Source organism: Paenibacillus sp. VMFN-D1, from assembly GCF_003386155.1.
Classification (GTDB): domain Bacteria; phylum Bacillota; class Bacilli; order Paenibacillales; family Paenibacillaceae; genus Paenibacillus_AQ; species Paenibacillus_AQ favisporus.
The window spans coordinates 1,822,888-1,846,518 of sequence record NZ_QRDU01000001.1 but is presented as its reverse complement, the minus strand read 5'-3'; the positions used below and the strand labels follow the sequence as shown (position 1 = coordinate 1,846,518).

22 protein-coding genes are annotated in these 23,631 nt (G+C 52.3%); 20 read left to right on the top strand and 2 right to left on the bottom strand.

The annotated features are described in order from the left end of the window. Positions 1-29 precede the first annotated feature (29 nt). Entirely contained in the window at positions 30-1,013 is a 984-nt protein-coding gene (locus tag C7820_RS08595; protein WP_116230590.1) for an MBL fold metallo-hydrolase, read from the bottom strand. Between the two features lie 180 nt (positions 1,014-1,193). Here C7820_RS08595 and C7820_RS08590 point away from each other — a divergent pair, with 180 nt between their 5' ends. The 14 genes from C7820_RS08590 to C7820_RS08530 all read left to right on the top strand — a co-directional run bounded on the left by C7820_RS08590 (position 1,194) and on the right by C7820_RS08530 (position 14,338). Next, positions 1,194-1,604 carry a PaaI family thioesterase gene (locus tag C7820_RS08590; protein WP_116230589.1) on the top strand — a complete coding sequence of 137 codons (411 nt, stop codon included), beginning with the start codon at positions 1,194-1,196 and terminating at the stop codon, positions 1,602-1,604. A gap of 38 nt (positions 1,605-1,642) precedes the next feature. Then, positions 1,643-3,205 (top strand): class I adenylate-forming enzyme family protein, encoded by a 1,563-nt coding sequence (locus C7820_RS08585; RefSeq protein WP_116230588.1) that lies wholly within the window; start codon positions 1,643-1,645, stop codon positions 3,203-3,205. Continuing rightward, positions 3,202-4,182, top strand: coding sequence for a zinc-binding dehydrogenase (locus tag C7820_RS08580; RefSeq protein WP_116230587.1), 981 nt, complete (start codon positions 3,202-3,204; stop codon positions 4,180-4,182). The genes C7820_RS08585 and C7820_RS08580 overlap by 4 nt, the downstream gene beginning before the upstream one ends. A gap of 22 nt (positions 4,183-4,204) precedes the next feature. Next, positions 4,205-5,032, top strand: a complete 828-nt coding sequence (locus tag C7820_RS08575; RefSeq protein ID WP_116230586.1) for a VOC family protein — start codon at positions 4,205-4,207, stop codon at positions 5,030-5,032. Positions 5,033-5,068: 36 nt separating this feature from the next. Beyond that, on the top strand, positions 5,069-5,866 hold the full coding sequence (locus C7820_RS08570) for an ABC transporter permease (protein ID WP_116230585.1): 798 nt from the start codon (positions 5,069-5,071) through the stop codon (positions 5,864-5,866). 88 nt (positions 5,867-5,954) lie between these two features. Further along, positions 5,955-7,046, top strand: a complete 1,092-nt coding sequence (locus C7820_RS08565) for an ABC transporter substrate-binding protein (RefSeq protein WP_181908973.1) — start codon at positions 5,955-5,957, stop codon at positions 7,044-7,046. Between the two features lie 28 nt (positions 7,047-7,074). Continuing rightward, on the top strand, positions 7,075-7,854 hold the full coding sequence (locus C7820_RS08560) for an ABC transporter ATP-binding protein (protein ID WP_076165900.1): 780 nt from the start codon (positions 7,075-7,077) through the stop codon (positions 7,852-7,854). Positions 7,855-7,898: 44 nt separating this feature from the next. Then, complete coding sequence (locus C7820_RS08555; protein WP_116230583.1) at positions 7,899-8,591, top strand: SDR family oxidoreductase; 693 nt, start codon at positions 7,899-7,901, stop codon at positions 8,589-8,591. A gap of 139 nt (positions 8,592-8,730) precedes the next feature. Further along, a complete protein-coding gene (locus C7820_RS08550) occupies positions 8,731-9,186 on the top strand; it encodes a MarR family winged helix-turn-helix transcriptional regulator (RefSeq protein WP_089547191.1) in 456 nt (151 codons plus the stop codon). A 42-nt stretch (positions 9,187-9,228) separates the two neighbouring features. After that, the gene (locus tag C7820_RS08545) at positions 9,229-10,401 is read left to right on the top strand and encodes an amidohydrolase (RefSeq protein ID WP_116230582.1); all 1,173 of its coding nucleotides are present in this window, start codon (positions 9,229-9,231) and stop codon (positions 10,399-10,401) included. Between the two features lie 206 nt (positions 10,402-10,607). Beyond that, complete coding sequence (locus C7820_RS33400; protein WP_181152809.1) at positions 10,608-10,784, top strand: hypothetical protein; 177 nt, start codon at positions 10,608-10,610, stop codon at positions 10,782-10,784. A gap of 82 nt (positions 10,785-10,866) precedes the next feature. Then, positions 10,867-12,033: an MGDG synthase family glycosyltransferase gene (locus C7820_RS08540; protein WP_116230581.1), complete on the top strand. Its 1,167-nt coding sequence runs from the start codon at positions 10,867-10,869 to the stop codon at positions 12,031-12,033. A gap of 15 nt (positions 12,034-12,048) precedes the next feature. Then, on the top strand, positions 12,049-12,693 hold the full coding sequence (locus C7820_RS08535) for a TVP38/TMEM64 family protein (RefSeq protein WP_181908972.1): 645 nt from the start codon (positions 12,049-12,051) through the stop codon (positions 12,691-12,693). Between the two features lie 325 nt (positions 12,694-13,018). Beyond that, the gene (locus tag C7820_RS08530; RefSeq protein ID WP_116230579.1) at positions 13,019-14,338 is read left to right on the top strand and encodes a bifunctional DedA family/phosphatase PAP2 family protein; all 1,320 of its coding nucleotides are present in this window, start codon (positions 13,019-13,021) and stop codon (positions 14,336-14,338) included. A 5-nt stretch (positions 14,339-14,343) separates the two neighbouring features. On the opposite strand, the gene C7820_RS08525 is transcribed toward C7820_RS08530, so the two are convergent. Next, a complete protein-coding gene (locus C7820_RS08525) occupies positions 14,344-14,772 on the bottom strand; it encodes an EamA family transporter (protein ID WP_116230578.1) in 429 nt (142 codons plus the stop codon). Positions 14,773-14,958: 186 nt separating this feature from the next. Here C7820_RS08525 and C7820_RS08520 point away from each other — a divergent pair, with 186 nt between their 5' ends. From C7820_RS08520 to nadE, 6 genes are all read left to right on the top strand, one after another. Continuing rightward, positions 14,959-17,781 (top strand): DEAD/DEAH box helicase family protein, encoded by a 2,823-nt coding sequence (locus tag C7820_RS08520; RefSeq protein WP_116230577.1) that lies wholly within the window; start codon positions 14,959-14,961, stop codon positions 17,779-17,781. A 139-nt stretch (positions 17,782-17,920) separates the two neighbouring features. Continuing rightward, positions 17,921-19,522 (top strand): copper amine oxidase N-terminal domain-containing protein, encoded by a 1,602-nt coding sequence (locus tag C7820_RS08515; protein ID WP_116230576.1) that lies wholly within the window; start codon positions 17,921-17,923, stop codon positions 19,520-19,522. 189 nt (positions 19,523-19,711) lie between these two features. Next, a complete protein-coding gene (locus C7820_RS08510; protein ID WP_116230575.1) occupies positions 19,712-20,488 on the top strand; it encodes an NUDIX hydrolase in 777 nt (258 codons plus the stop codon). Positions 20,489-20,577: 89 nt separating this feature from the next. Continuing rightward, positions 20,578-22,065, top strand: a complete 1,488-nt coding sequence (locus C7820_RS08505; RefSeq protein ID WP_116230574.1) for a nicotinate phosphoribosyltransferase — start codon at positions 20,578-20,580, stop codon at positions 22,063-22,065. A 10-nt stretch (positions 22,066-22,075) separates the two neighbouring features. After that, positions 22,076-22,690 (top strand): nicotinate (nicotinamide) nucleotide adenylyltransferase, encoded by a 615-nt coding sequence (gene nadD / locus C7820_RS08500; RefSeq protein WP_116230573.1) that lies wholly within the window; start codon positions 22,076-22,078, stop codon positions 22,688-22,690. 15 nt (positions 22,691-22,705) lie between these two features. Next, positions 22,706-23,524: an ammonia-dependent NAD(+) synthetase gene (gene nadE / locus C7820_RS08495; protein ID WP_116230572.1), complete on the top strand. Its 819-nt coding sequence runs from the start codon at positions 22,706-22,708 to the stop codon at positions 23,522-23,524. Positions 23,525-23,631 lie beyond the last annotated feature (107 nt).

Below are 23,631 nucleotides of genomic sequence, written 5' to 3'. Positions count from 1 at the left end.
TGGATGTGTGGAATAACGGCCATGTGAAGCTAATATGGTACATTTTCAAAAACGGAATACTTTCCCCCGGACTCTTGCACCCGCAAGAGTTTTTGTCGTTCCAGGTAACGTACGTGAGCTGCGGTTTCCCCAAGCGCAAACCGTGCGTTGTCGTTGTCAAAAACTTTGGAGAACAGCCTCATGCTAATGTCATATATCGTAGTACCAGCGCTTCCAGCCTCATGTACAATGCCCAGGACATGATCGAGCCGCTCCTTATGGTGGGCAATCACCGATTCAAAATAGTCCGTCTGCGGCTGAAACACCGGTCCGTGTCCGGGCAGAACGGTGCGAACCATCCGTCTTTCCAGCGCGTTCAATGTCGCGAAATATGACTCAAGCGGATTACCCTCATCCTCTTCGTACTGATATGTGATGTTGGGCGTGATTTTCTGCAGCAGCAGATCCCCGCCAATCAGCGCCTGCCTCTCCGCATTCCAAAACCCCACGCTGCCCTCGGCATGACCGCCGCCAAGTACGATTTCATACGGCTCCCCGGCGAGCACGATCGAGTCACCTTCCAGAAGGTTTACCCTTGTACCCGTAATTGGGGAAATTTGATGGAGCAGCTTCGAATCCAGCTCAGCTACATCCTGAGCTAGAGTCTCCGGTATGCCGCTTTTTAAATAAAAATGGAGATTTCGCTCCGACTGCCCTTGGCTATAATAGCGCTCCGCCAAGGCATAAGTCTCACCACTTGCATTCACTTCGGCTCCCGTCCAGCGCTGCATCTTACCGGCAAACCCATAATGGTCAGGATGGAAATGCGTAATGTAAATATTGCGGATATCAGAGGGCTTTACATTGAGCTGATGCAGCGTCTGCACCCATGATTTCTCGGTAACTAAGGTGTCCAGCCCGGGATCGATGACGCTCCAAAAAGACCCGTCCTGAACGAGATAGCTGTTCACGTGATTGAGTCGAAAGGGAAGCGGGATGCGAATCTGATAGATTTGCTTCAGCGGCGTCTTCATGAATTGGTCTCCTCTTTGTCGAAGTTTAGTGAGAACTATAGATCAATGTCGAGCCCTGCGTCAATGACATATAGATTTTATTTGATTTTATATAGAAAAGTTCAATTAGACTTTTAATTCCTACCGGTTTAGTATGATTAAAAATGTTTCACAGGCAAACAAAAAGGAGGTGAACTTCAAATGGCCGCCGTTTTAACTCGAGAAGCAATCGAGCCGGTTCTTACCGGTACGAAGTTTCATCAATTTCTGGGCATCCGGCTCGAAGAAGTGAACGAGCAGTCCGTTACGATCCGGCTGCCCTATAACGAGCTCTTTTATACCTCTGCCGACGGATACATCCACGGGGGGATTCTTGCGACAGTCATCGACATCGCCGGATATTTTGCCGTGTTCAGCCAGCTGAATCAGCCGGTTCCGACGGTCGATCTCAAAATCGACTACCTGCGTCCCGGGAGGGCGGGGGATCTGCTGTTTACCGGTTCCGTAGTCAAGCTGGGGAGGACCGTCAGCATCGCCGACATCGTGGCTGCCGATACAACCGGTAAAGCGATTGCGATCGGAAGAGGATTGTTTAGCTCAAAACAGGAGTAAGAAGCCAACAATATTCAGAATACAAAGGTGGAGCAGCGATGAACTCTTACAATTTTGCAGAAATCATTCGTTCCTCGGCAGCCCGTGCTCCTTTAAGTCCTGCGATCATTGCCCAAGGGAGAACGATAAACTACGGTGAGCTTCAAAGCCGTACAAACCAGGCGGGCAATTTGTTTGCCGGACTTGGTGTTGAGCCCGGAGACCGGGTGGCCGTGCTATTCATCAATGACTTCAGGTTTTTGGAAATCTGCTTCGGACTGATGACCATAGGAGCGGTTCCGGTGCCGATGAATTCGAAGCTGGGCGCAGATACGCTTGCTTATATATACAAGGATAGCGGCAGCCGCTTGCTGGTGTACCACTCATCTATGGGGGACAAGGCAAAGATCATTCATCAGGAGGCTGATGTTGCTGCAAGCGTCATCTGCACGACGGAATCACATCCGGACGATCTCGGGCTGAATTCAATGGTGTATGATGAAATACTATCGTCACAGGATACCCAGATGGACCTGTATCCGACCCGCGGAGCAGATCTGTGCCTGCTACCGTACACTTCCGGATCTACGGGAAATCCCAAAGGATGCCGCCTCACTCACAGCGGTCAGCTGTGGAACGTAACAGCGATTGCCGAAATCCGCGACTTGCAGCAGGAAGACCGGATCGTGATATCCCTGCCTCTTTATCATAAGAATGCCATGCTGTCCATGAAGGCGGTGTTTTATTCCGGGTCATCTGCCGTTATCCTACCGGCGCCTGAGCCTGCAGCTATTTTTCATGCGATCGGGACGCATCGGGCCACTTATATTTCCGGCGTTCCAGCCCTGTACCGCATGCTTGTGACTCACCTGAAAGAGTCATCCGCTTCTTATGATCTCAGCTCACTGAAGTATGCGATATGCGGGTCGTCCGATACGCCGGTTGAACTCCTGGAGGACATTAAGCAGTGGATGGGCATCGAGGTGTATGAAGGATACGGCCTTACCGAAGGAGGACCGGTTGTGCTGGAATCGCGTAAAGGCCTGCACAAGCCGGGATCGGCCGGCTTTCCGCTGCCGGGATGTTCGATTCGGATCGTGAATGAGACAGAAGCAGATGTCCCGGAAGGAACGATAGGCGAATTGTGGGTGAGTAACCCCGGTGTAGCGGACGGCTATTGGAATCTGCCGGACGTGACGCGCAGACGGATCACTTCAGACGGCTGGCTCAAAACAGGAGATATGGCGTGGCAGGACGATGAGGGTTATGTCTACATTGTTGGACGCAAGGACGACATGATCAACGTAGGCGGCGAGAACGTCTATCCGAAGGAAGTCGAAAACATCCTGCTTCAGCATCCGCATGTCGAGGATGCCTGTGTTCTTCCGATCCCTCACGAACTCAAGGGGGAGGTGCCGGCAGCATTTGTCGTGTTGAATCATCCCACCGATCGTGAGGAAATCAAGCGGTTCTTCATTGAGCGGGGACCGGCCTATGCGCATCCTCGCGAGATATACGAATTGGACGCTTTTCCGCTGACCGGTCCGGGGAAAGTGGATCGGACGCGGCTCAAACAAATGTTGGTCGAACAATTACAAAAAGGAGTGGGCAAATCGATATGAAAGCAGCGCTGATTCTTGAACATGGAGATCGAAACAATGTGGTGGTGGGGGATTATCCGAAACCGGAAGCCGGTCATGGAGAAGTTCTGGTCAAAGTTAAGGCGGTATCCCTGAACCATTTGGATATTTTCGTTAGGAGAGGGATTCCTGGAAGAAAACTGGACCTGCCCCATATTTCGGGCGGAGACGTCGCCGGCGTCGTCGAAGAGATCGGATCCGGGGTCACGAACGTTAATCCCGGTGACCGGGTCCTGATCGATCCGCATATCCCTGGCAAAGGGGCACTCGGTGAGGATACAACGGGTGGGCTGGCGGAATACGTAAAGGTTCCGGCAATCAATTTGATTCCTCTTCCGGAGGACATCTCCTTTGACGAGGCGGCTGCACTGCCGATCGCCTATGGAACGGCTTGGCGGATGCTGATTACGCAGGGCAGGCTTCAGGCCAACGAAACGATTGTCATCTTGGGGGCTAGCGGCGGCGTAGGGAATGCCGCGGTGCTGATCGCCAAGCTGGCAGGGGCGCGCATTATTGCGGCAGCCGGATCGGACAGCAAGGCGGAGAAGCTGAAAGAGCTTGGAGCGGATCATGTGATCAATTACAGCAAAACCGATTTTTCCAAGGAAGTATGGGCTTTGACGGACAAGCAAGGCGCGGATATTGTAGTGGACTATACCGGGAAAGCCACTTGGCCGCAGAGCATCAAAGCGACACGCAAAGGAGGACGGATTCTGACCTGCGGAGCGACGACGGGATTCGAGGCCGTTACGGACCTCCGGTACGTATGGGTCCGCGAGATTTCGATCATCGGCTCCAACGGCTGGGGAGAGGGAGACCTGCATACGCTGCTGGATTTGGTAAGCCGAAAAAAACTGAAGCCGGTCATCGACCGCGTACTTCCGCTGGAAGATATCAGGGAAGCGCACCGTTTGATCGAAGAACGGGAATTTTTCGGCAAGATCATTATTCATCCTTAAACAAGCCAAGGAGGAGCGAACCATGGGAGTCCAATTAACGTTTGATCATGCCGTACATTTTGTGAATAAACCTGAGCAAGCGCCGGAAGAACTTGCAGGGCTGGGGATTCATACGGTGAACGGCGGGAGGCACGAATCGGTAGGAACGTACAACGCACTGACGTATTTTGATATTCGCTATATCGAATGGATCGGCATTTTTGACCCGAAGCTGCTGCCTCCCCACCAGGATACCCAACGTTACGGGCTCGTGGATACGCTGGCAGGTGACGGTTATGTCGAAGGACTCAGCCGGATCGCGCTGCGGACGGAGCAAATAGATGAGTTGGCGGAGCAGCTGGCCGCCGAGGGTAATCAGGTGATCGGCCCTGTGGATTGTTCCCGCAGAAGGCCGGACGGGAAACTGCTGGAATGGAAGCTGTTGTTCGCAGGATTGCCTGACGAAGGACTGCCGCTGCCATTCTTCATCCAATGGAACGATTCCGATGAAGACAGAAGGGCCGAACTGACGGCAAACGGCACCATTACGGATCATGCCCGGGGTCCCATGACTCTGGATTATGTGGCGTTTACGGTTCACGACTTGGGAAAGACGGTCAGCCGTTGGGCGAAATGGCTCCACTTAGAGGCCGGAGAAGTCGTCTATGATGACTATTGGAAGGGCAAGAAACAAGTCATTGATCTGGGTTCGTTCCAACTGGTATTTCTGGAGCCCGATCAAGAGGGACCCGCAAGGGAGTACTTGCAATCAAGGGGAGAACGTCCGTTTCTAGTCGGACTGAACAGCGGTCAGGAAGGCTCACCAGAGCAGTACATCAACATTCACGGTTCTTTCTATCATTTGAAGTAGTCGAAGGGGACGCCTGAAGGAAAGGAGAGGCATCGCATGGCGTTACATACCAAAAAAGATACTAAAGCGAAAAACCTATGGATCCGATTCGTGCAAATTGCATTTATTGCCGCACTGCTGGCGGGCATGCAGCTGGCGGTGTCCAAGGAGTGGGTGAGCCGGGTATTCTTGGCTTCCCCGTCCCAGATCGTACAGGAGTTCGTATATATGCTCAAAGAAAACACACTTTGGCCGCATTTGTCCGTTTCCCTGCAAGAGGTTGCGGTAGGATATCTCATTTCGGCGGTGGCGGGCATCGGGCTTGGGGTGCTGTTTGTTTCATTCCCGTTATTGGAAAAGCTGATCGACCCGCTGATGGCGGCGATCATGGCCATTCCAAAGACGGCGATCATGCCGCTGCTCATTGTATGGTTCGGTATCGGCTTCAAAAGCAAGGTCGTTCTGGTTATACTGTTCTGTTTCTTTAACATTTTGTATAACACCGTAACGGGTTCCAAGCAGACCCGAACGGAGCATTTGAAGCTGGCCAAAGTGTTTAAGGCGAGCCGGGCGCAAACGGTATTCAAGGTTTTGCTGCCTTCGGCGCTTCCTTCCATTTTTAACGGGCTGCGTGTGACGGCGGCCACGGCGATCACCGGCGTCGTATTTGCCGAGATGGCCGCGGCCAAGAACGGGCTTGGTTTTCTGCTGAATGAGTCCCAGGCTGTACTGAATACGCCAAGATTGTATTTAGTCATCATTGTGGTGACGGTGTTATCTGTACTGTTCGTCGGGCTGATCAACCTGATCGAAAGGTTGGTATGCCGCCGGTGGATGCCGAGCCGGATCGCCTGATTATAAATTATACATTATACAAAGGGTGGGAAAGAGGAACATGTACTCAAATCAATGGTTAAGCAAAACAATTAGCGGAGTTATCTCATTGTCCCTGGTTTTCACGCTCGCCGCTTGCGGCTCGTCTTCCAAGGATGCTCCCGCTTCCACCAGCTCCACTGGTTCTGCTGAAGCTGGAAGCGGCACGGAGGCAGCTTCCAGTACACTGGACAATACAACTGTGGATATCGCTTCAGGGGTTCCGCCATGGAAAGGGCGGGACAACAAGGAAGTCACCCTTACGGCCGGTTTTTCCAAAGGGATGACCGGAATTGCCAATCAGTTTGCCATCGACAAAGGCTGGTATGAGGATGCCGGCATTCATTTAAACTTTGTCGATACGATTAACCCGGTTGCGGCTTTCGGTGCCGGAGAGGTCGACATCGCCGACGGAGATCCCGGAACCTATATCCCTGCCATTGTGAACGGGGTGAAAATTAAAGTCGTCAGCAATATGTGGAGAAGCCGCGGGGCTTACTGGATTATCGCCAAGCCCGGAATCAAGTCGTTCGCCGACTTGAAAGGCAAAAAAATTGGTTCTGCGCAGCCGATCGGCGGCATGCCGCTCACCTTGATGGAGGTGCTCTCACAGAACGGCATCGATCCGAAAAAGGATGTTCAGCTTGTGCCGAACGGCGTGTATCAATCCGCCTACGCGACGTTTGAATCAGGCGAAGTCGACGCCACGATTATTCACCAGCCGTTCGCCACGATGGCGGAGCAAGCCGGCAAGGGGAATGTGCTGGCCAAGACTTGGGAGTTTATGCCGAAATACCAAACCGGCGTGCTGGTAGCCAGCGAGAAGCTGATCAATGAGCAGCCAGAAGTAGTCGAACGCGTGCTCGAAGTGTATTTCTATGCCAACGAATACGCCAAGACGCATCTGGATGAATTTCTGCCCTGGGCAGCCAAGTATTTGAACCTTGATGAGAAGACCGCACGTACTGCAATCGAATCGGAAATCGTCCTCTGGGAGAACGATCCGATCGTCGATAAAAACCGCCTGCAAGTGACCGAGGATCTGCTGAATCAATACGGCATGCAGCGGGACAAAATCTCGGTCGACGGCACATTCGACAACACGTTTGCGGAGCGCGTCGCCAAAAGGCTGAAGCTGGGGAAATACAAGGCGAACAATTAAATGGGGAACCGTGAAAGGAGCTGATGTCATGCCGACAATCGAGCTTCGGCATATTACCAAGGAATACGAAAATATCGATGAAGAGCAAACCTATGCTCTGCACGACATTAACCTGACGGTTCAGGACGGGGAATTTGTGTGCGTGCTTGGTCCAAGCGGTTGCGGAAAAAGCACGCTCCTGGAAATTACCGCGGGTCTGCTTTCCCAGACGAGCGGAGAGGTGCTGCTGGATCAGGTTCCGCAAGCCGGAACCAGCCGCGACATCGGCGTCGTGTTTCAGGATTCCGCGTTGTTCCCTTGGCGGAGCATCCGCCGCAATATCGAATTCGGCTTGGAGATTGCCGGCGTCAGCCGCGAGGAGCGGCGCGCCAAAGTTCAAAAGACAATCGAGCTTGTAGGCTTGGCTGGTTTCGAGGACAAGTATCCACATCAGCTCTCCGGGGGCATGAGGCAGCGCGCCGGGCTTGCCCGGACGCTGGTTGCCGATCCGCGGGTCATCCTTATGGACGAGCCTTTCAGCGCGGTGGACCATTTGACGCGGTTGACCTTGCAGGACGAAATGATACGTATTTGGGAGAAAGAGAAGAAGACAATCTTTTTTATTACGCATGACGTGGCTGAAGCCGTCTATTTGGCGACAAGGATTGTCCTTCTCAGTCCGCGTCCCGGCCGCATCCAGCAAATCTTCGACGTTCCGTTCGATCGGCCTCGTAACCGAAACGATATGGAACTCTTGAGTATCGTGGAAAAGATATATATGGCGATCAACAACCCGGTCCAGAGCCATGACACCGAATATTTTATTTAACCGATTCAAAGAGACTAAAGGCCGGATGATATGGGGGGATTTCGATGAGAGTCATCATTACGGGGGGCAGCCGGGGGATCGGACTTGCGATTGCCAGGCAGCTGTCCATCGCCGGTCATGAACTGCTGCTGGTGGGGCGGAACGGGGAATCATTGGCCGAAGCGCGAACCGCGCTTGGTGGGAATGCACTGGTTTTCACGGCAGACCAGACGAGCGAGGAAACACCGGATCGGCTCATTATATATATGAAGGAACATCAATTCCAACCGGACGTTCTCATCTTGAACGCTGCCGCTTTCTTCGATGACACCCGTTCCGTTACAGAGCCAAAGGGTGAAGAGCTGGAGCGCATCCTTCTGGCCAATGTCGTATCCAACTACAATTGGGTGCGAACTTTGCTTCCGCTGATCCGCCAAGGTGAATACCCACGCATTCTGGTCATCGGGTCGACTGCCGGACTGCGGGCGGATACCTCGCTGTACGGCATTTCCAAAGCGGCGCTCCGAAATTACGCGCTCGGTCTGCGGGAGGAACTGAAGCCTGCCGGAGTCGGTGTGACGCTGATCCATCCCGGCGGCACCTTTACCGAGCGGCGCGTTCCCAATGAGCGAACAGCCCCGGACCGACTGCTGGAAGGCAGCGACATCGGTTTGCTGGTTGCAGCCATCTTGTCTTTAAGTCCGCAGGCGGTCGTCGAAGAGCTAACGGTCCGACCGATGCTGGGCGACACTTTTTAATCGATATTAGCTGGTATTAGAAAAGGTTCATTTCATGATTTCACGATGGGTCCATGCGTTTGATTGACGGATTTTGGAAGAACGGATAAGATGAGGTGAATGTTTCTGACGAACACAACAATTTAGAGGAGCGTTTGTATTGGATCAGTTTCATATTCAAGTGGACCTGGCCTTGGGACGGATGTTTGAAATTTATAATCTCCTGAATAAAAAACCAAAAGAATATGTGTCCGGCATGCTGCTATATTATTCGGAAATCCATATGATTGAAGCCATTGGAAGGCATCAGGACTCCAATCTGACGGAGCTTGCCAGCATATTGAACATCACCAAGGGAACCGCCTCCAAGACGATCGCCAAATTGGGCTCCAAGGGGCTCATCTGCAAGTTCCAGCGGGAGGATAACAAGAAAGAGGTCCATTTCCGGCTGACGGAGCTTGGACAGCTTGCGTTCGAAGGCCATTACCGGTATCACGAGTCCCGAAGCTCGGATATCGACCGGGACTTCGACAGTTACTCCCCGGATGAGCAGAAGCTCATATTGCACTTTATTGAGCGTTATACCGAAGAATTAAGCCGGTACCTTGAAGAATGACAATGTTATACTACATCATCGGAGTTAGAAGGAGGAATTCGCATGGCCAATCCCGGTTTAACGAATACCGGTTCCGCTGCGAAGCTGCAGGAACGCTTGGTGGACATTCGCCGCAATCTGCATCTGGAACCCGAATTATCCAATGAAGAGTTCGAAACGACGCGCAAAATCAAAGCTTGGCTGAAGGAAGCCGATATTGAAATTCTGGATTTACCCAACCTGAAGACGGGGGTCATCGCCCAAATCGGGACCGGCAGGGAACCGATCATGGCCCTGCGGGCGGATATCGACGCGCTGCCGATCGATGAAGAGACGGACGTTCCGTTCCGATCCAAGTTTGCAGGAAAAATGCATGCTTGCGGCCACGATTTTCATACAACCGTCGCCTTGGGAGCCGCCTATCTGTTGAAGGAAAAGGAGCAAGAGCTTCAAGGAACTGTACGGATGATTTTCCAGCCGGCCGAAGAGACTGGACACGGAGCTAAAGACGTGGTGGACTCCGGCGGGTTGGAAGGCGTATCGGCGATCTTCGGCCTTCACAATTCGCCGGAGCTTGCGGTAGGAGAACTGGGCACATGCGAAGGCGCCATCACTGCCGGCGTTGACCGGTTCGAAATCGTCATTAACGGAATCGGCGCCCATGCGGCAACGCCTGAGAAAGGGACCGATGCGATCGTCGCCGCCTCCCAAATCATCCTGGCTCTGCAAACGATCACCAGCCGCCGGGTCAGCGCACTCGATGCTGTCGTGGTCAGCGTCACCCGAATCTCCGGTGGGAACACATGGAACGTCCTTCCAGGGACAGTGGAACTCGAAGGAACGGTAAGGACGCTCGATGTGGAGGTACAGAAACGCATTCCGGACACGATCCGGCAAATTATTGACGGAATCGGAGCATCGGCGGGGGTGTCAGCTGAGCTGAAATGGTACCCCGGACCGCTAGCCACGATCAACGACGCATACTGGGCCAAGTTCGCCAGCGATGCGGCGGAGGAATCCGGCTATGTCATCAAAGTGCTTGGACCAAGCATGGGAGGGGAGGATTTCTCTTACTATCTTCAGCACATTCCCGGCGCATTTGTGTATGTAGGGTCTAACTCGCCCTATGCGCTGCATCATCCGAAGTTTAATCCGGAAGAGGACGCGCTGCTCCCCGCTGCGGAATATTACAGCCATCTGGCGGTACGCTGCCTCAACGAATTGAATAACCGATAAGCCGCGAGCTTGAATTGCACCACACTCTAACAGTTGGAGGTGCAGTTCAGCTTCGCGGCTTTTTTTGTTCAGAATTATATTCGACGATTATCATTCGTTTACATTTCCGAGATATGATCGAACCAGGGCTGAATCAGATCGTTTCGCTTGTCTGAGTATTAGATATGTCAGCCATGGAATTTGAATATAGATGGGGAGTGAGAGGCATGTATGAGAAGCTTCAGGATATGGATTTGTTTTTGCAGTCCATGCATGACTTGGAAACACGTATTCGTCATATGATTCAACGGTCCGGCCTTTCCGAGAAAGAGCAGCAGTTTATTTTGGACCATATATTGGTCATTCCCGGCAAGGATTTTTCATATCAGCGTAACTACGGTTAACTCTTGGCAGATCATCCTGACCGGATCAGGCATCGACTTGTGTCGCCTGGCTATCCGATGAGACCATAGGGAGGGAACAAGCATGTCTAACCGTCGCCCGCGTATTTTGATTTTCACAGCCGGCTTTGGAGACGGCCATCTTCAGGTATCTTCGGCGTTATTGCACTATTTTCATGGGCAACAGGTCAACCAGGTGCAAATCATTGACCTCATGAAGGAAGCTCATCCGGTACTAAATTCCTTGTTCTCGAAAGTGTATCAAATGAGCACATTTACGTCCCAATTGGGCCTCGACTATTATGGCTGGAGCTATTACATGACCAGAGATTCCAATCCATCCGGGCCGGTGATGCGGTACCTGAACGGACTCGTGAAAGGCAAAATGCTGGAGACCATCAGCCGTTTCCGGCCCGATGCGATCATCAATACATTTCCTTTCGGCGTCGTTTCGGAGCGAGAATGCGTTCACGCCGCGCGTACGTTTACTGTCATTACCGATTATGCCCTGCATTCCCGCTGGATTCATCCGGATACGTTCGGGTATTACGTGGCTACCAACGAGATCAAGGACATGATGGTCCAAAATTATAACGCCGCAGCGGAGAAAATCAGCGTTACCGGTATCCCTGTACGACCGCAATTCTATACAACAGCAGCCGAAGCCCCGCTGCGACGTGCTGCACAAGGAACGGCCAAGGGGAAACGTATTTTGATTATGGCAGGCACATTTACGGTGTTCCAGCAGCTGGTCGAGCTCATTCATCTTCTGGTTGACCAGGAAATTTGCGAAATCACAGTCGTATGCGGACGCAAACAGCAAGCCTATGAGAAATTGACGACGATGTTTTCGGGCCAGCCGCAAGTGAATATTGTTGGATACGTCAAAAACATTCACGATCTGATGGCCGCTTCCTCCTGCATCGTAACGAAGGCAGGGGGCATCACTTTGTCCGAAGCCGTCATTCTGAAGCTGCCGATTTTCATTCTGAGTCCGTATGGCGGTCAGGAGAGGGAAAACGCCCGCTATTTTAAAACCAATGGTATGGCCCAGATTTCATCCAATGTCCGCCAGCTCGCGGAGCAGCTCCGGGATTTTCTCGAGGCACCGACGATAGCCGATCGGATTCGCGGAAAAATGGCTGAATTTCATAAAGGAGCAGCAGGCGAGCTGATCGTGAACGATATTTTGAAGATGCTGCAAAACTATCAAGATGCAAACCATGATTATGAGCTGATGCTTCGCCCCTAAACGATGAAGCATAGGATGAAATGGTTCGGAATGCTGCTCCTGACCGCTTTGGCGATATATTCCGTTTATGTACTGCAAACAGGGGATGCGGATTCTATTGTCGCGTGGATACGCCACTATCGTTTCTTGGGCTTTGTTGCTGTGTTTCTGTTTCAAACCCTGCTCAATATGCTCCCGCTGCCAGGCGAAATCACCGCCGTGATGGTTCTGGAAATCTACGGGCCATATTGGGGAGGTCTCTGCTTGTGGACTTCGGGGATCATCGGAGCTTTTGGGGGATATTGGCTTGCCTGGTCCTTCTCATCCTATTTTGCAGGTACGCGGGTTGAACCGTATCTTGCCAAAATGGAGGATTGGCTGAGAGCCAGTGAATTTAAAGGCCTTCTGATCGCACGGTTCGTTCCATTCATTCCTTATCACGCTGTCAACTATGCCGCCGGGCTTTTAAAGGTCAACCAATTTCGTTACATGGTGACGACGGCGATCGGCGTGTTTCCGCATACTGTGGCTATGAGCGCACTGTACGCTGGTGTACGGAAAGGTTCACTGCTCTGGGCTGTGCTCGGCTGCATGGTCTTCATGATCCTTGCCGGTTTGTCATGGTATGTGAAGAAGCGGACGTCAAGTAAGTCCCGAAAAAGCAGAGTTACGGCGGAGTAATGTAGACAATGAGAGTGCAGCCAAGGAACGGTTGCCGTTTATTGGGATCCATGCAAAATAGCTTAGCGTTTCATAGGATGACAGGCAACTCCAACCAAGCCCGGCGGATTTCTCGTTGGGGTTGGTTATTTCGGCTTGGAGCTGCGGTTTGACAGGAAGGCACGGTCTATTTACACTGCGTATTATCCAAGACCAGATCGGCGCATGTTAAAAGCGTGAAATGAAGGGGAAATATAGAGAAAGTGGCTTCTATAAAGCCGATGAAGTAAAAGTTATACGACTAAATAAGTTACAGCGCTATGTGTAGAGGGAGCTGGAAGTACGTATGCTGACGAATTTGCTAGAGCACTATGGTTATGCATTGATCTATCTGTTTTTGTGCCTGGAAATGCTTGCCCTGCCGCTTCCCGGTGAAATGATGATGAGCTATACCGGTTTGTTTGTGTATGAAGGGAAACTGAACTGGCTGCTGAGCATGGCGTCGGCCGGAGCCGGCGTCTTGACCGGCGTGACTTTATCTTATTGGATCGGATACCGGCTGGGACGCCCTTTTATTTCGCGCCATGGCAGCAAGGTCCATCTCACCGAAGAGAGGATGGATCAAATTACAGGCTGGTTTGAGCGGTACGGGGACAAGCTTCTGTTTGCCGCTTATTTTATACCGGGGGTCCGTCACATTACCGGTTACTTTTGCGGCGTAACGCGTATGCCCTTCCGGCGTTATGCGCTGTTTGCCTACTCTGGCGCGCTTTTCTGGGTAGGCCTGTTCATTTCGCTTGGTAAAGTGCTCGGCCCGAAATGGGAAGCCTATCACTCTACGGTCAATCGGTACATGGTTATTTTCGGGATCGGTTCGGCACTGGTAACAGCGGCCATTTATGTCTACCGCAAGTATAAACATCAAGCGATCGAGCGATTGATGGATTTGCTGGCAAGCGGCGTGCGGCACTTTCAGTCGTTCGGAAAGGTCCGTCTATTGCTGCTGGCCTCATTTGCTGCGTTCGTATTGTTTTTTTCGTTAATGCTCGGCGTCATTCAGGATTTTTTGTCGCATGAGTACGGACAATTCGACCAAATTGCCTCCTATTTAGTATCGGTGCTGTTCGGCCCGGAGTGGGCGGGCTGGATGCACGTATTTGCGAGGTTCGGGACTTTGGATTTGTATGGGCCGGTTCTATGCCTGACAGGCTTGTGGATCGTGCTCCACAGCCGGGATCGCAGGCTGGACTTGGCGTTCCTGGTTTGGGTTGTGGCCGGCGGAGAGTTTTTGGACAGGGTGCTTCGCCTGCTGTTTCATCGTCCTGGTCCGGTGGCAGCAGGCGTACAGCTGTTCAATACATTTCCGAGCGAGGAAACGTTAGTTACGATGACAGTATGCGGTTTTTCGGCCTTTTTACTGCTGCGGCATTATCACTTCCGTTACGTCCGGGTCCCCATCGTTGTGGCAGTGATCCTGGTCTGTTTGGCGGTCGGGGTCAGCCGGGTTTATTTTCACGTGCAGTTCCCAAGCGATGTGTTTGCCGGATACATTTTTGGCGGTGTCTGGGTCAGTCTGCATGTGATGCTGCTGGAAATTATGCGCAAATTCAAGGAGTCGGAACTCGGCACGGCCTCAGGAAAAGGCAGCGGCAGCAAAGGTGCTTAATCAGGTTATTTCATGGCGACCAGAAGTGCGCCGATCGCGATCAGCACGACGCCGGCCGAGTTCAGCCAGGATATTTTTTCGCCGAGGAACAGAAAGGCCAGAATGACGGCGATCACGACACTTAACTTGTCGATAGGCCCTACCTGCGACACCTTGCCGTACTTGAGGGCCAAAAAATAGAACAGCCACGACGTTGCACCTGCCACTCCGCTGAGCACGATGAAGCTGAGTGCTTTTTTTTGTGCTAAAATGCTTCCCAGCTGGCCGAACTTTCCCTGTACGGCAATGACGCCGAGCAGAAATAAGGCCATAATGACGGCTCGAATCGCCGTTGCTGCGTTGGCATCGATGTTTTGCAGACCGATTTTCCCGAAAATGGACACCAGCGCAGCCGCCGCGGCTGAAAGCAGCGCGTAAATAAGCCATGCAGCCATAAGCATCCCCCTTTTTTCATAAATGACTTTTCAACATCGGCAAAGATTCCCTATTATAGTATTGTTCATCACGGGCTTAAATCATGAATCATTTTACAAAATATCCATTCCCCGAATCCCTGGCATATTTTTCGGCGTAAAGAGGGATATGGACGAAAGGAAATAGATGAAAAGAGGTGAACCGCCATGGAGAATCAGACCAAGGTTTTTCCTGAGCATATCAAATTTCGCTATCCGTGGCGTTCCTATCAAAAGCGGATACTGGACCGGTTGGACGAGCATTTGCGTAATCGGCACCTGCATCTTGTTGCGCCTCCCGGATCCGGCAAAACCGTTCTGGGCCTGGAAGTCATGCTGCGCATCAACCGGCCGACGATCATTTTGGCACCGACCTTGACGATCAAGGAGCAGTGGGCAAACCGCTTCATGGAGCTTTTTTTGGAAACAGACATACGCCCGGACTGGTTGTCGACTTCCATTCATCATCCGGCCATGGTCACAATTACAACATATCAGGCCTTACATACTGTTCTCGCTGCCGCCGGGAAAAAAGATGATGTGAAGGGAGACAAGCAGTCTATTGTTCTAATTGAAGATGGGCTGAAAACTGCGGTCGATGATACGGAAGATGCTGCCACTGAACGTGGATCGGCTCCGGAAGAGCAGGAGCTTCCAGAAGACACGGATGAGGCGGAAAAGGAAGACGAGGTGGACCAGCCTTCAGCAGCGATAGAGATCATTGAAAAGCTGAAAAAGCTGGGACTGCACACCGTCATTTTTGATGAAGCCCATCATTTGCGCGTGTCCTGGTGGAGGAGCGCGGTTCAGCTGTGCGACCTGCTGGAGCGGCCGACCAAAATTGCGCTGACAGCAACGCCGCCGTATGACGTGAATCCGAACGAGTGGCAGCGGTATATCGAGCTGTGCGGGCCGATTGATGAGGAGATCAGCGTGCCGGAGCTTGTCCGTCATGGCGAATTATGCCCGCATCAGGATTACATCATGCTGACACCGCCTGAGGAGAAGGAAGCGGCACAGCTCCGCGAGTTTCGCATGCATGCGGCCAGGCTGCGGGGCGAGCTCATCCGGGACAAGTTCATGACCGAGCTGATCGCCGGCCACCCTTGGATCACGAACGCGGAATTCCATATGGAAGAGATATTATCTTCCCCTGGTTATTACTCCAGCATGGTCATTTTCTTACGGGCGGCGAATCAGCCGGTGTGGCGCGATGCGGTCAGGCTGCTGGGGCTTAAAGAAGCAGATACGCCAAATCTAAGCGACGAATGGCTGGAGGAGCTGTTGAGCGGGGTATTGTTTAAAGATGCCCATGTGGATTCAGATCGGCCTGAGCTGAAGGAACTTCGCAGACGGCTTAGCCAACTCGGCATGATTGAGCGGCGCAAGCTGTACTTGCGGTCCACTCCGGCACTGGACAAAATGCTGATTCACAGCGTTTCGAAGCTGAAGCAAATCGGGCATATCCTCGATTATGAGAGATCGGTCCTTGGCGAAGGCCTGCGCATGGTCATCCTTACCGATTATATCCGGAAGGAAGACATGCCTAAGCAAGCAGGGGATGAACAGCCAATTCAGCGCCTTGGGGTGGTCCCGATTTTCGAAACCATCCGCAGACGGCTTAGAGAAAAAGAACCGAGCGGGCGAGAGCTCCCCATCGGCGTTCTGACCGGCTCCCTTGTGATCCTGCCAGTCGCTGCGGCAGCATGGGTGCGGGAGACGGCCGGTCAGCGCGGTATTACGCTCACGGAGCGGCCGCTCGCCCACGATTCCGAATACGTGACGATCGATGTGCGCGATTCGAATCGTTCCGTTATCGTCGGATGGGTCACAGAGCTTTTTGACCAAGGCGGTGTCCGCGTACTCGTTGGTACGGCCGCGCTGCTGGGCGAAGGATGGGATGCGCCAGGGATCAATTCGATGATCATGGCCTCCTACGTAGGCTCATTTATGCTGTCCAATCAGATGCGGGGGCGTGCGATCCGTTCGCAGCGCGGAAATCCGGACAAAACCGGGGTGATATGGCATTTGGCCTGCGTCGATACGGAGCTTGCGGATGGAGGAGAAGATATGGCGTCTCTTGCCAGACGTTTCCGCTCGTTGGTGGGCTTGTCCATTACGAATGAAACGATCGAATCCGGCATGGAGCGAATGGGATTGGGGCCGGGACAGTTAGGGGAAAGGGGTATTGAGCTGTACAACGCACAAACATTGGAAAGGGCAAAGGAGCGGCACTTGCTCAAGGAGCACTGGGTATCAGCCGTTGCCATGCAGGGTTCGATGACCGAGGAGCTGAAGGCGGAAGGCAAGAGTGTTCCAAGGCCGGTGGTTTATCCCTATACGGTCAAAGCGGTTCTTATTTTCGCATCGGTGCTCGGTTTGGAGACGTTTTTTGACGCGGCCTCATCGCCTCAAATGCTGCACTCGGATGCACCGGGCTGGTTCAAATTCAGCATAGCTGCCATCTTGGCGGCCGTATGTGCCAGCCCCTGGATCTACAAGGCTGCAAAAATGACGATCAAGCACCAGTCGCTGGATCGAAGTATTCGCGAAGTCGGATTAGCCGTATACACCGTGCTGTATGAAATGAAGCTGGTCCAACCCGCGCCGAGCATTCATCTGATCGGAAGTCAGGAGGAAGGGGGGGCCGTCGTATGCTGGCTGAGGGATGGGAGTACGCATGAAAAGACGCTGTTCCTCAATGCCCTGCAGCAGTTGCTCGATCCGATCGACAATCCCCGCTATTTAGTCTATCGCACATCGCGGCGGCGGTTTGGCCGGTCGCATGATTACCATGCCGTCCCGGAGGAGATCGGACGGCGCAAGGAACATGCCGAGCGTTTTGCCGTTCTGTGGCGCAAGCATATCGGACCGGCTGAGCTGGTCTATACCCGGACTCCCGAGGGCCGCAAGAAGCTGCTTGATGCGAGAGCGAAGTCCCTGACGGCGATGTTTGTCCGCAAATCCGAGCGGGTCAGCGCTTGGCGGTAAGGCTAGCAAACCATCACATGCGGCACTGAAGCTGGTGAATTATGTACGGGGAAATTTTTCAGGGCAGCAACCAACAGCTGATTTCCGGCGTTTATTGATTAGGCACTCATTTCTTTTTATAACGGGAGGATCCTATCTGATGCGCTTCAAACTACGATGGAATTCATTTCTGTCGGCTGCTTTTCTGGCCGCCGCTGCTGCATTTGCAATTGCACTGCCTGTTAGCGCCGACAATTCCGCGGCAACCAAAGCGGCGGCCAATACTGGCATTAACTTGACGATGAACGGTAAAGCTGCAAATCCGAAAACACCCCCTTTCCTTGACAAAGGTACGGTTTATCTGCCGGTCCGGGATATGGGAGAAGTGCTCGGTACCCTGGTCTCTTGGAACGTTCAGGCCAAAACGGTAACAATGAGGTATCCAAAGCTCACCGTGAAACTGCCTTTTGGCTCGAAAAGCGCTAGCGTCAATGGACAGCTTGTCGCTCTGTCCTCGCCACTTCGAATGGTCGACGGGCGGGTGTATGCCCCGCTGCGCTTCTTCTCGGAGGCTATGGGAACGGAAGTGAAGTGGGAGAAGTCCACTCAAACCGTACATATGACGAAATCGGACGATTACATGAGATTAACGCCCTATGCGATTTGGTTGAATCAGGTTACCCATGACCTGTATCTAACCAAAGATGAACAAACTGATGTAACCTTGATCGGTAAACTGGATGCTGAATTTAAAGGGACCGTTACGACCGATGGAGCGGTTCGAAATGGGAAAAATACGGTGCTAACCTTTGTGGACAAGTACGCGAACCCTCAGCCCCATTATGATGTCTACGCCCTACTTATCCGCAATAACCGAATCGTCGAGCAGAAGCATGCGGCTTATGACCGCCGGTACGAACCGAATACGTCATACTATCAGGTATATGATCCTAAAGGCTGGATCGAATATACGGTGCTGACGGACGGAAAGATCGTGTGGGTATATAACGACGAAGGGAAGATCGTTGCCACGCATGATTTGTCGGAGCTGACCAAGCAGGAAGACGTGTTCGGCGTTCAGGCCGTTGGCACGGATTATTTGGTGGTCCGGCCGAGCCGCACCGGATTGTTGACGTTAATAGACCTGAGGGACCAGACAACCACGGTACTCGCCGACAAGCTTTTAACGGGAAAAGATTTGGCATACGCCCGTGAGAACCAGACGCCGTATCCAGGAGATACGCTGAGCTTCGCCGGGGATGATTGGTATCCCGGTTATGGAATTTTAGATTTCGCCTATGACAGTCCGTTTCAAAAAAACGGTCCCTCCGAGCGGCTGACCTACGAACGGCCGTCTTATGCTGAAGAACGGAAGGCACTCCCTAAAGAGCGAAGCTTTCAGGAGATGGCCGCTTCATGCGCCGTCGACACGGTGAAGTCTGTTCATATGCAGGATGGAGACATCACGTACAAACCGCTGATCGCAGCGAACAAGCAGGATCAGGAGGGGATTCGTACCGTTTGCCGGATGCTTAAAAAAATTACTGCCGAAGGCTCGGAAGTGACGCTGCCAAGGATATTTCCCGAAACGTTTTTCCACGGGATGTCGGTAGAGTTCACTGCCGGGGATTCCGTCAGCATTTACAGGGCTGAAGGAACCAAGCTGGCTATGGGTTCAGAATTGGGAGGGAAAACTATTTTTCTGGAGGATGCCGAAATGGTCAAGACTTTCGAGCGCTTAAAAGTAAGTTCCAATAATTAGGTCGGTCTTGGAACCGCCTATTTTGTCTAACAGCTTCCTGACCGAAACATTTGAACAGGCCGACGCAGAAGTCGGCTTGTTTTTTTATTATTTTGGAAACATAACCCTTGACACAAAAAACCAACCCAGGTATATTATTAATTAACAAAATGTTAATTGTAAATCGAAACAGGAAAGGCGCAGGCAAATATGTCCAACGAACAAGCACTTCAGCAATACGATGTCCGAAAGTACCGCACACCTGACGGTTATACGTCCGACATCGCGGTCTTTACAATCCGTTCGGAGAAGACGGAAGCATTTAAACCGCCGGTTATGGAGCTGCAAATCATGCTCATCAAACGGAGTATGACGGACAGTGAGGGCCGCCCCAACATCGAAGCAGGGAAGTGGGCGCTGCCGGGAGGCTTTGTCGAACCGACGGAATCCGCTTTTCAAACGGCGGAGCGGGAACTGAAAGAAGAGACTGGGGTCGAGCATATTCATCTGGAGCATTTTGGCGTATACGATACGCCGGGCCGGGACCCGCGGGGCTGGATCATATCGAACGCGCATTATGCGATCGTGCCCGAACACCATCTGTCCCAGAGAGCAGCCAATGATGATGCGAGCGAGGTTGAGCTGTTTCCGGTCGACGACGTCCTGTCGCTGGACTTGGCGTTTGACCATGAAGTCATCATTCAGGACGCCATCGCCGTCATCCGGCGGAAACTGCTGGAGACGACGGCGGCCAAGGATTTTCTGCCTGAAGAGTTTACCTATTCGGAGCTGCAGAGTGTACTGCTCACCGTAACGAAAGATTCGGCGATTGCCCTGGATGCGGCTTTTGCCAGAAAGATTAAGTCACTCCCGTTTATCCAGGAGGTGGCCGGCAAGAAGACGAGCCGAACGTCGAAGAAACCGACGCAGCTGTACCGCTTTGTGGATGCGGATATCAGCAGCTCCATATATCACAGCAAGAAGTAAATCCATTTTGCGAAAATAAAGATCTTATTTTTTTCGAAATCTGATTTAACATTTGGTTAATTGTTATTTTACAAAAGGAGGACCAACGAATGAATCAGCAACCGAATCCGGATGCCAATCTTCATGCAGATGACAGCCTTGCGCTGCATACGGATAAATATCAAATCAATATGACGCAGTCCTACTGGCAGGATGGAATTCATGAACGACGGGCCGTGTTCGAGGTTTATTTTCGTAAAATCCCGTTTCACCACGGTTATGCCGTCTTCGCCGGACTGGAACGGGTGGTGCGCTATCTGCAGCAATTTCGTTTTACGGAATCCGATCTGTTTTACCTGAAGGAAGATGGATACAGTGACGAATTTTTAAAGTATCTCTCCGGGATCCGCTTCACGGGAACGGTCAAGTCTATGAGGGAGGGGGAGCTGGCGTTCGCCAATGAACCGCTGATGCGGATTGAGGCACCACTGGCTGAAGCTCAGTTAATCGAGACGGCTGTGCTGAATATCGTCAACTATCAGACTTTGATCGCGACGAAGGCTTCCCGCATGAAGCAGGTTACCGGAAACGACATCACGATGGAGTTCGGATCCCGGCGGGCCCAGGAAATGGATGCAGCCATTTGGGGAACGCGCGCGGCGTACATCGGAGGGTTTGATGCGACATCGAATGTACGGGCCGGCAAACTGTTTGGTATTCCGACTGCAGGAACGCATGCCCATGCGATGGTTCAGGCATACAGGGATGAGTATACCGCTTTCTGTAAGTATGCAGAGTCCCACCGGGACTGCGTTTTCCTAGTCGATACGTATGACACGTTGAAGTCCGGGGTACCGAACGCGATTAAGGCAGCCAAAGCTTACGGCGATCGGATCACGTTCAAAGGCATACGTTTGGATAGCGGCGATCTGGCTTATTTATCTAAAGAGGCCAGAAAAATGCTCGACGATGCCGGTTTTCCGCAAGCCCGAATTTATGCCTCCAACGATCTCGATGAACAGACGATCATGAGCCTGAAAGCCCAGGGAGCGCAGATCGATGTGTGGGGTGTCGGAACCAAGCTCATTACCGCTTACGATCAGCCTGCACTGGGAGCCGTTTACAAGCTGATTTCCATTGAGAATGAAACTGGTGAAATGGTCGACACCATTAAAATCAGCTCGAATCCCGAAAAGATTACAACCCCGGGCAGAAAGCGGGTTTATCGCATCATCAACCGGAGCAACGGCAAATCGGAAGGCGATTATATTACGCTGGAGCATGAAGAACCACAGAAAGAGAGGCGTCTCAAAATGTTCCATCCGGTGCATACGTATATTGCTAAGTTCGTGACCGATTTTGAGGCAAGGGAGCTCCATCATCTGGTTTTTGACAGCGGAGAGCTGGTGTATGAACTGCCAGACTTGAAGGACATCAGAGCGTTTGCGCGTGACAACCTTCAGGTGCTTTGGGAGGAATATCAGCGGATCTTGAATCCGGCAGAGTATCCGGTGAACCTGAGCCAGGCATGCTGGGATAACAAAATGAGGCTGATCGACGAAATTCAGCGGGACATCCAGCGGCAGCTGCAGCCTTAAGGAGGGGAACATGGCGAAAATCGGAATATACGGATCCTCGTTCGATCCTATTACCAACGTACATCTGTGGACGGCCAGCACCGTGGCCCACCGCTGCCGGCTGGACCGGGTGATCTTCCTGCCCTGTTCAAGCAAAAGGCCGGATAAATCGCTGCATGCCAGCGACGAGCACCGGTGGAACATGATTCAACTTGCGATAGATGGCAATGATAAATTTGTCGCGGACGATTATGAGATGAAGCAAGCAGGATGGGAAATTGCCACCTATCTGACGCTGAAGCATTACAAGGAGACTTTCCCGGGCGACGACATTTACTTTATCATGGGTGCGGATCTGCTGCTTGATATCGGGGAAGGGAAATGGAAGAAATCCGAGGAGCTCATCCAGGAAAACAAGTTCATCGTGATGGCTCGGGACGGAATCAACATGCTGGCGGCCATCAGCAAATCGCCGATTCTGCGGAACGCCGACGACGGACAGACGTTTCATCTGCTCGACAAAGGGCTCGCGATGGAAATCAGCTCGACGTATATCCGGGATGAATTTCAACGAGGCGGTGAGCCGCGTTATCTGGTTCCCGACAACTGCTATGCTTATATGTGCCAACATAAACTGTACCGATAGAAGGGAGTCATTGATATGAAAAACCAACAACAAATTATTCAAGAACTTCATGTAAAGCCTGAAATTAATCCGGAGGAAGAAATTCGCAGACGAATCGGTTTCCTAAAGGATTACTGCAAGAAGGCAGGGGCCAAAGGGTTCGTGCTCGGCATCAGCGGCGGGCAGGACTCGACCCTGGCAGGACGCCTTGCCCAACTTGCGGTCCAAGAGCTGCGTTCGGAAGGATATGAGGCCAAATTTTACGCGGTTCGGCTCCCTTTCGGCATTCAGAAGGATGAGGACGATGCGCAGAAGGCGCTGGATTTTATCAAGCCGGACGAGAGCTATGATTTCAACATTATGAATGCCGTCAACGCGTTTGCCCTTACGTATTCTGAATCTACCGGAAACGGGCTTCCCGATTACCATAAAGGAAACGTCAAAGCGAGAATGCGGATGATCGCCCAGTACGCCATCGCCGGTGAGCGGCAGTGTTTGGTTATCGGGACGGACCATGCGGCCGAAGCGCTCACCGGATTTTTCACGAAATTCGGTGACGGAGGAGCGGATATTCTGCCGCTGACCGGGCTGACCAAAGAGCAGGGCCGCCAGCTGCTTAAAGCTTTGGACGCCGAAGCGCGATTGTATCTGAAGACGCCTACGGCCGATCTGCTGGACAACAAGCCGCAGCAGCCGGATGAAACAGAGCTGGGCATGGAATATGAAGTGATCGACCAGTATTTGACCGGCCAGCAGGTTGACCCGCAGGAGCAGCTCAAGATCGAGCAGCGTTACGACCGTTCGCAGCATAAACGTGAGCTACCTGTGACTCCTTTTGATGAATGGTGGAAATAAGGCCAAGCGCCGGCTTTAGCCGGTGCTTTTTTACGTTTAAATAGTTTTCTACCGAAAATCCCGTTTGTGCGGCTGCTATAATCAATGAAAAGAGTCAAATGAGGTGA

Bases quoted from the DNA above. Each gene is read 5' to 3' on its own strand.
- C7820_RS08525 (WP_116230578.1), bottom strand. From the start codon at position 14,772: ATGGCTGCATGGCTTATTTACGCGCTGCTTTCAGCCGCGGCGGCTGCG.
- C7820_RS08510 (WP_116230575.1), top strand. From the start codon at position 19,712: ATGTCCAACGAACAAGCACTTCAGCAATACGATGTCCGAAAGTACCGC.
- nadD (WP_116230573.1), top strand. From the start codon at position 22,076: ATGGCGAAAATCGGAATATACGGATCCTCGTTCGATCCTATTACCAAC.
- C7820_RS08545 (WP_116230582.1), top strand. From the start codon at position 9,229: ATGGCCAATCCCGGTTTAACGAATACCGGTTCCGCTGCGAAGCTGCAG.
- C7820_RS08570 (WP_116230585.1), top strand. From the start codon at position 5,069: ATGGCGTTACATACCAAAAAAGATACTAAAGCGAAAAACCTATGGATC.
- C7820_RS08580 (WP_116230587.1), top strand. From the start codon at position 3,202: ATGAAAGCAGCGCTGATTCTTGAACATGGAGATCGAAACAATGTGGTG.
- C7820_RS08505 (WP_116230574.1), top strand. From the start codon at position 20,578: ATGAATCAGCAACCGAATCCGGATGCCAATCTTCATGCAGATGACAGC.
- C7820_RS33400 (WP_181152809.1), top strand. From the start codon at position 10,608: ATGTATGAGAAGCTTCAGGATATGGATTTGTTTTTGCAGTCCATGCAT.
- C7820_RS08520 (WP_116230577.1), top strand. From the start codon at position 14,959: ATGGAGAATCAGACCAAGGTTTTTCCTGAGCATATCAAATTTCGCTAT.
- C7820_RS08575 (WP_116230586.1), top strand. From the start codon at position 4,205: ATGGGAGTCCAATTAACGTTTGATCATGCCGTACATTTTGTGAATAAA.
- nadE (WP_116230572.1), top strand. From the start codon at position 22,706: ATGAAAAACCAACAACAAATTATTCAAGAACTTCATGTAAAGCCTGAA.
- C7820_RS08530 (WP_116230579.1), top strand. From the start codon at position 13,019: ATGCTGACGAATTTGCTAGAGCACTATGGTTATGCATTGATCTATCTG.
- C7820_RS08560 (WP_076165900.1), top strand. From the start codon at position 7,075: ATGCCGACAATCGAGCTTCGGCATATTACCAAGGAATACGAAAATATC.
- C7820_RS08555 (WP_116230583.1), top strand. From the start codon at position 7,899: ATGAGAGTCATCATTACGGGGGGCAGCCGGGGGATCGGACTTGCGATT.
- C7820_RS08535 (WP_181908972.1), top strand. From the start codon at position 12,049: ATGAAATGGTTCGGAATGCTGCTCCTGACCGCTTTGGCGATATATTCC.
- C7820_RS08540 (WP_116230581.1), top strand. From the start codon at position 10,867: ATGTCTAACCGTCGCCCGCGTATTTTGATTTTCACAGCCGGCTTTGGA.
- C7820_RS08585 (WP_116230588.1), top strand. From the start codon at position 1,643: ATGAACTCTTACAATTTTGCAGAAATCATTCGTTCCTCGGCAGCCCGT.
- C7820_RS08515 (WP_116230576.1), top strand. From the start codon at position 17,921: ATGCGCTTCAAACTACGATGGAATTCATTTCTGTCGGCTGCTTTTCTG.
- C7820_RS08590 (WP_116230589.1), top strand. From the start codon at position 1,194: ATGGCCGCCGTTTTAACTCGAGAAGCAATCGAGCCGGTTCTTACCGGT.
- C7820_RS08595 (WP_116230590.1), bottom strand. From the start codon at position 1,013: ATGAAGACGCCGCTGAAGCAAATCTATCAGATTCGCATCCCGCTTCCC.